The 7,547-nt window shown below is 40.6% G+C and carries 6 protein-coding genes and 2 pseudogenes; 7 read left to right on the top strand and 1 reads right to left on the bottom strand.

The genetic code is table 11. From position 1 onward, the window contains the following. Positions 1-107: 107 nt before the first annotated feature. The 7 genes and pseudogenes from ACH6EH_RS13380 to ACH6EH_RS13350 all read left to right on the top strand — a co-directional run bounded on the left by ACH6EH_RS13380 (position 108) and on the right by ACH6EH_RS13350 (position 4,990). Positions 108-416 (top strand): hypothetical protein, encoded by a 309-nt coding sequence (locus tag ACH6EH_RS13380; protein WP_397332683.1) that lies wholly within the window; start codon positions 108-110, stop codon positions 414-416. 50 nt (positions 417-466) lie between these two features. Further along, entirely contained in the window at positions 467-1,351 is an 885-nt protein-coding gene (locus ACH6EH_RS13375) for an AbiJ-NTD4 domain-containing protein (RefSeq protein ID WP_397332682.1), read from the top strand. Continuing rightward, entirely contained in the window at positions 1,348-2,667 is a 1,320-nt protein-coding gene (locus ACH6EH_RS13370) for a hypothetical protein (RefSeq protein WP_397332681.1), read from the top strand. The genes ACH6EH_RS13375 and ACH6EH_RS13370 overlap by 4 nt, the downstream gene beginning before the upstream one ends. A gap of 503 nt (positions 2,668-3,170) precedes the next feature. Continuing rightward, positions 3,171-3,260 (top strand): annotated as a pseudogene (locus ACH6EH_RS13365) (helix-turn-helix domain-containing protein); the annotation flags it as partial. Positions 3,261-3,272: 12 nt separating this feature from the next. Beyond that, a complete protein-coding gene (locus ACH6EH_RS13360) occupies positions 3,273-3,410 on the top strand; it encodes a hypothetical protein (RefSeq protein WP_397332680.1) in 138 nt (45 codons plus the stop codon). 175 nt (positions 3,411-3,585) lie between these two features. After that, positions 3,586-4,241 (top strand): annotated as a pseudogene (locus tag ACH6EH_RS13355) (IS5 family transposase); the annotation flags it as partial. A 122-nt stretch (positions 4,242-4,363) separates the two neighbouring features. Then, positions 4,364-4,990: a hypothetical protein gene (locus tag ACH6EH_RS13350; RefSeq protein ID WP_397332679.1), complete on the top strand. Its 627-nt coding sequence runs from the start codon at positions 4,364-4,366 to the stop codon at positions 4,988-4,990. A 22-nt stretch (positions 4,991-5,012) separates the two neighbouring features. On the opposite strand, the gene ACH6EH_RS13345 is transcribed toward ACH6EH_RS13350, so the two are convergent. Continuing rightward, the gene (locus ACH6EH_RS13345; RefSeq protein WP_397332678.1) at positions 5,013-7,544 is read right to left on the bottom strand and encodes a winged helix-turn-helix domain-containing protein; all 2,532 of its coding nucleotides are present in this window, start codon (positions 7,542-7,544) and stop codon (positions 5,013-5,015) included. Positions 7,545-7,547: the final 3 nt, after the last annotated feature.

The raw sequence follows: 7,547 nt of genomic DNA, 5'->3' as shown, positions 1-7,547 counted from the left end.
TCGTTCGGTTCGCTCGCTTGCTGCTCTTGAACGACTTGTCCGCAGAGTGGCTGATTCGAATACAACGTTTAATGTCGTGTTTTTTCAGGCTGAGTTAATTACATATATTGGTTAATCAACAAGCCTGGTTCAATGCAATCAATCTGATGGTTATATGCTGGGGACAGGTTCCAGGAGGTGTTTTGCAAAAAATAAAGAATGAAATTGAGAAAAATAAAAATCGCGAGCCACTACCTGGACAAATCAAAGCAATAAATACAATTATCTCAAGGGATAGTAAAGGTCGTACGCTTCAACAAATGCTTGATGATTTGAGGAAGAATAACAACATGATTCGAGGTTTTCATTTTAATTTGTTGAATGAGAGCCTAATCAAAAATGAAGTTGAGCCATCTTTTTTTGGTAATATAATGTGATCCAAGAGTCATAGAGTTACTAACAATATGAATGGAAGTGAGGTTGAGACATGACACATGAGTTTTTTAGTAACAGAGAACTTGGAAAAAAGGAGTTGAGTTCTGAAAAAATAACCACTTCTGTTTATAACGGAGTAGTTGGGACGTATAAAAGGTTTCAGAAAAACTTTTCATACGATTTTCCTGTTACCTGTCCAGATAATGAAATGGTTTGTGGCACAGATATTCAACTTCTTAATGCCGCTATCAGAGCTCAGATTCCTGATATAGAGATTCCTGTAGACGTAAAATGGGATGAGGACGAGATTGATAAGTACTCCTTACTTGACTTTATTGAATTCTGCTACTCAAAAATAAATGATATAAACGAAAGCGACTATCATAGTTACTTCAAGCATTTTCACATATTCTATCCAGACACAGAAATCGAAAAAGAAAAATTTCGAGTTGAAATAAATCAAATCTTTGCACGGAACGGGATAGTTTTCTATCTAGATAATGATGGTATGATCAAGCGAAATTTACCTACTCAACTAGATGCAGTGCTTCAGAATCTAAGTGTAAAATCGAAAGATAACCGTTTGAATGAATTGGTGAATTTAGCAATAGAGAATATTCGTAAGCCAAAGGAGATAGATCGCCAAATCGCGATTGAAAAGCTTTGGGATGCTTTCGAAAGGATAAAAACGTTTTATGACCCAAAGAAAAAAGCCTCAGCAAGAACTTTGGTTTTAAATATAGCGGAGGGAACTGCAGAGTTTGATAAACTACTAGAATATGAGTTCAAAACCCTTACAGATATCGGAAATAAGTATCAAATACGACACTTTGAAACCAACAAAATACAAATCATGTCTATGAAACAAATTGACTATTTATTCTATCGCTTAATTGCGTTGATTGACCTGTGTATGGATAAAGTGAAAGAAGGATGAAAAAATTGGATTACTTATATATTGATGAAAAAGGTCCGCAAGAAACAATTAGGATTACGACACCCTATGATGAAGAGAAGAAAATTAAGTTAGGTAATGATAACATGTTTGTTTATGTTGCTGACATAATTAAGATAAATGAGAAAAACCTACTTAACATTGAAGATAAATATAAAATGTTAGAAGGAAGATACATGTCTTCTAGAAATTTTCCTGACGGTAGAGAATTAAAAGGAAAAGATATTTTGAACAAGAATTTCAATTATGGTATCGCTAGTCTTAAAAAACGCGAACTAGATTTTTATAGTTCCTTGTTCGACTTACTCCTTGAAAATGAAGTTGATAATCTATTATTTTCGTTAAACAAAATGTCTCTAGTTGTAGACAATAGATTGACAAGTTGGATTCTTGATATAGAAGAAAAAGGCTATATACCGTCAGCACGGACTTTAAAATATTCTTTTGTAAAATATTTGGAGATTGAAGCTAGTGAACGTGTAATTCAATCTATCTTTGATCCAAATATGGGAAATAGAGAGGTTCTCACAGAAATTCAGAAACACATGGTAGATTTTGTTGAAAAAAACAATTCTATTAAGAGAATGGAGAGACAAATACAGAATTATAGGGAGATTATTAAAGTAGTCAGAAAAACAAAGCATTTAATTAAAGACACCCCTTTTGAGGAAGGCTCATTTGATTGGAACAAGGTGTCATTTGACATTGATTTGTGGATCACAGAAATGAGCCTTGCCAATAAATTTAATATGCAGTCCACTGAACTGATTCTTGATGAAGGGATACCAATAGAACCGTTCAAAAAATTAAAGTTTCCATCAATAAAAGAAAATGAAAAATCCACTACTCATGTTGGACTTCGAATTTCTGATGTTTTGGTCGTAATTGCTGGAAAATATATGTCTAAATTAGCGAATGATCTCAGGTACGATAAAAACAATCCAGAAATAAAAAAACGCTTATCTAATGATTGGTTTCAATTAGATGAAAAGCAATTTGATTTATTGAAAAAGATGAATAAATATTTTTTCGCTAATGATTCAACCTATTGTTTTATAGTTGATACATATTTTGATGATGCCCTTCAATTTGAAGCTTATTTTAGATATATAAGCTCTTATGAATCTTTTCACGATTATAATATACAAATAGAAACGCATGTAGACGAACATTTTATTTATTCAGCCAAAGCTATGTTTTCCAAATGGGATACGGCAGAATCAAACGAAAATATGGTGAGAAGTTTATATGGGAATATGAATGCAGGTATTAAAGCTGGGATTATCCGTCCTTTATGATCAATAATTTATATAAAAAATAACTTAAGTTTGAAGTAAATATGGAAGTTATTCTCGTGCATTGTTGAATATATTAGAGGTGGGTTCAGTGCATAATCATATTTAAAGTAATAGTAAAGCAAGCGGTTTCCAACATTCTTTACATGGTAATTTCTAGTGGTTACCAACTTTCTTCTTTTCATGTTTATCACGTGCCGCGGCAAACCCAATAAAATCAACAAAATTGGTTCCAAAGATTTTTTACACCTGACAAATTATGTCCGGTAATAAAGATGTCTGGAACTAGTAAAAGATCTATGGAACCAGTAAAAGATGTGTGGAACCGATAAGCAAGATGATTGGACATCTAGAAGGGAGCCCGGGGAATGATTTGGGCTCCCTTTTAATCTTTGTAGAATTTAACTTTCATACGACTTCATGATTTGGTGGTGAACCTGATGAGCGGGATTGGATATAGAACTAAATGTATCCGAAAAGAGAATAATTAAAATCAAACTCAATTTGCAAAGAGTATAGGAATTTCTCAAGGAAACTTGAGCGAAATTGAAATGGGAAATAGTAATCCCTCTGCGGAAACGCTTATATCAATCTGAACACAGTATAACGTGAATTTGAACTGGTTATTAGTTGGTAACGCTGCAGAAGATGGGGCGACATATGAAGATGAGTTGGAGAAAAGGTTGATTGAAGTTTTTAGAAATCTTGATGATTATGACAAAAACGAAATAATTGAGTTTATATGAGTGAAAATAAATCTAAGATCAATATAGTTGTTCAATGAATGAAAATAAAGTGACTTTTTAGTGCTTAAATCTTAAATTAAAAAAGGCTCTTATTAGGGCGTGTCTTCAAACCACTCGGGTTGACTTAATCTGGTAAAATAAAAGTATGAGACAACGATAAGAGTTACGTGACGACCAGTGGGATAAGATGAAAGACTTGCTGCCTGCGGAGCGGAAAGCTCAGGGCGGCCGGCCTGCCAAAGACAACCGAACTATGATCAATGCGATGCTGTGGATTGCTCGAAGCGGAGCGCCATGGCGCGATGTACCGAAATATTACGGACCATGGAAGTCGGTCTACACTCGATTTCGACGGTGGGAGAAAGCAGGTGTATTCCATCAAGTTTTAGAGTGCCTCGCATCGGAACCCGATTTGGAAAGCTTAATGATTGATGCCTCGATCGTCCGTGTAGATCAGCATGGTGCTGGCGCAAAAGGGGACCAGACAAGCAAGCAATCGGGAGATCCCGAGGAGGCTTAACTACGAAAATTCATGCGGTCGTTGATGCGTTAGGATGCCCGCTGAGCATCGTTCTTTCTCCTGGCAACACACATGATGGTGTGATTGGATATGAGATGCTTCAGAATCTGGATTTAACCAATAAGCAAGTCATTGCAGATCGAGGGTATGACACTAATCAAATTCTCGATCTACTGAAGGAACAGCAAGCTACATCGGTTATTCAACCTAAGAAGAACCGTGTAAAGCAACGAAAATGTGACTGGTGGTTGTACAAAGAACGCCACTTAGTCGAATGCTTTTTCAATAAACTGAAGAAATATCGACGTTAGGCTACTCGCTATGAGAAGCTGCCCTGTACCTTTGCGGCCTTTTTATCCTTGGCATCTAGCTTAGTTCGGCTTGCCTAGGTTTGAAGACACGCCCTAGAATGATAAAAAAAGGAGACCTATCAATGATAAGGAAAGTAAGTTGGAAATCTCTTGTCGTCGTAATATCGTTTATGGTACTCGTTATGATTATTTTGGCGGTTATTATTAGCGTTAAAACGAAGGAAATTAAAGGGTACCAACATTATATTTCGTCCCATCTTATCACTAATATTTCTGAGTTGGTTACTCGAGTTTCCAATTCGGATCTATCATTGAACGAAGCAATCACAAATAGAAGCTTAAGTGTATATGAAGCAAATTTTCTTAGTTCTAACCTTTTAGAAATCAGTCATGAGGTTAACGCTTTAAACAAACTAGCGCAAGATATAAAAAATGAAGATCCAAATCACTTAATAAGTTCGGCGGCGGTAGAGCATCATATGTTTATTAATAAACAGATCATCCATCAACCCATATATGAGTTGAATTTATTGCAAAACGATGCGATTTTGGAATTAAAGGATAAGGATATTGAGGAACTCAAACTGATACAGAAGGATATATCCTCGTGGAAAGAAGTAATATATAAGGCTTTGGGAATAAGCGCAGCACCGTTACCAGAACAATATATACAGGAACATTCAAGAGATTTTATAACAAAGAAAGATTGGTTTAATCTCTATACCGAATTACAAAACTACACGAGTTAGCTCGAGCCCGGTTAAAGCCCCATTAATTATCTCCTTCCCAAATTCCCAACGCTTGTGCTTTAACGAGTGCCTGAGTACGGGTGGACACCACCAACTTGTCATACAGCCGTGAGAGATATACGCGGATGGTGCCCTGGGAAAGAGACAAATTTGCTGCGATCTCCTTATTGGATGCCCCTTGCCGGATCTGGTTCAGCAGATCAAGCTCAGTTCGGCTTAAGGCTTCGGGGAGGGAAGGTGTCAATTCCGCGGCAGCAGCGAGTTCGACTTCATGGGGTTGCGGAAACTGTTTGCCCAGCATGCGGACATAGTCGAGCAGCTTCCCATCTGCTTCAGCGTCATGCCGAACTTCCGAGCGCTCAGCGTACTGTTTCAGCAAATGCTGCATTTCCGGCCCCTCATCCAGAAAACTTCGGATATATCCATGTTGACTTCCTAAAGTCAAGGCCTCAGAAAGAAAAGTCATTCCCCGCGCAACCTGACCTCTCTGCGTTTCTAGCAGCGCCTGCAAAATAGAGATTTCCACGAGACTCGCAATTTGCTGTTCCCGTGCGGCTTGAAGTTTTAACAGCTCCAGCAGCCGAAGACCTTCAGGCTCTTTGCGCTGTCTACCCAAGAGGCGGACAAGGGTCAAGATTTGAAACTCTCGGCTATAAATGGGTTTATCCTTGGGCCGGATGCCTAAGGCTGCGACTTCTTTTCTGGCTTGCGTTATGTTTCGCTCCTGTAGTAATAGTCTGGCCCGAAATGCACGGAGCTCCAGCACCCATGCATGTTCATTTCTAGACAGCACAGATTGCTGGGTCTCGTCAATAATATGATGGGCCAGTGTGTACTGCCCCTCCGCTGCTGCCAGGCGAGCCTCGGTGATCCGAAGAGGGATCAGCAGCCCCAGGGTATCCACACTGCTCCTGGACTTCGCAATTTCTCCAGCCAGACGCCGGCTGTCTTCCAGCCGGTTCCACTCATAATATCCCTCGCATAGCGACTGCTTGACATAGAGATGTATCAGTGATTCTTTCCACCCGTGGGCAGCAAGTACGTCGGTAAACATGAGCCCGATTTTCTCGGTATCGCGTGATAAGACACCGTTCAAGCCCATTGAGGTGCGCCTTACCAGCGGCTCGCGAAGATTGTAGTCAAAGTGAAGATATATCGGATTGTCCGGGATAATGTTATCCAGAATACCTTGACTGAACACAAACCATTTCTCGAAATCTCCGTTTCGAAACACCAGGTTGGAGCGTACGAACAGCATGCTGCTTTGCAATTGGTTCCGCCGTTCCGAAGATGACATATTGGCACAGATCTGTTCCAGCTTCGTCAAAATCTCTTCGGCCTGCTTCATGTCTCCCGTTAGCACTAGCACAAAGGCATGAAACAAGGACAACTCGTGCGAAAGTGTGTGATGGGAAGATATATGATCCAGCCACTTGCGGAGTGTCGTCAGCTCCCCGCGGCGCAGGACATGCTGAAGATGAGATGACAGATACAATTCAGCAAGATCATAATTCTCCGCCTGTATGGCGTGCTCCAGCGCTTCATCCATCCAGCCATTCTCCGCGAAATGCTGTCCTGCCAGCACATGAAGCTGCCTGTAGACTGAAGGATGTTCGAGCAACAGCCGATGCTGCAAAAACTCGGCGAACAGATGATGATATCGGAACCATCGGTCCTGCTCATCCAGCGGAACCAGAAATAAATTCAGCTTTTGCAGCTGATTTAGCATGAGCTGGCCGTTACTCAGGTTTGTCACGGCATTGCATGAAGCTGTATCCAAACGGGAGAGAACGGATGTTTTTAACAAGAAGTCCTGTGTTTCCTCCGAAAGCTTGGACATCACTTCGCTGACAAGATACTCTCCCAAATGGCGGTGATCTCCTCCGATGACGTGCATAAACAGCTCATCCGGGCTTGAACTTTGTAGGGACAAGGAGGCGAGCTGAAGTGCGGTTACCCAACCTTCAGTCTGTTTCGTTAGGTCCCGAATCTGCTGATCTGTAATAAACATAGAGGTATGTCCGTATAAGGAATGGAGGTACTCTCGGGTTTCTTCTTCGTTAAATTGGAGCTGCTCCATGGAAATATCGGCAGCCTGCTTCTGGACTCTCCAACGGATGGTAGAGAACGGCAACTCGGTTCGGGAAGAGAGAAGGATGTGAATGTGCTGCGGCAGATAGTCGATCAGATAACTCAGATTATCATGAATTGTTGGATGATCTATGACGTGAAGATCATCCAGGATAATATAGCTTTCGCTGTGAAGCTCGGACAGCTCATAGAGCAGTGTATCCAGAAACATGCCTGATGAAGCTCCAGGCAGTATATCTGCAAGGTTCAGAAAGCGGCTCTTCAGATCTGTGGGCAGAGAGGTGTACAGGGAGCCCACGACGTAACGCCAGAAACGGACGGGATCATTATCTCTGTCATCCAGCGTCAGCCAGGCATGTACTTTCCGTTCATGCGCGGATGCAGTTCTCCATTGAGCCAGCAGAGTAGACTTGCCGTATCCGGCTGGCGCAATGATCGAGGTGACCTTCCCCTGGCTTCCCAATGT

This window comes from Paenibacillus sp. JSM ZJ436 (assembly GCF_044383795.1).
GTDB lineage: Bacteria > Bacillota > Bacilli > Paenibacillales > Paenibacillaceae > Paenibacillus_AQ > Paenibacillus_AQ algicola.
The sequence above is the reverse complement of the archived record's forward strand: the minus strand, read 5'-3'. Positions and strand labels throughout refer to the sequence as shown.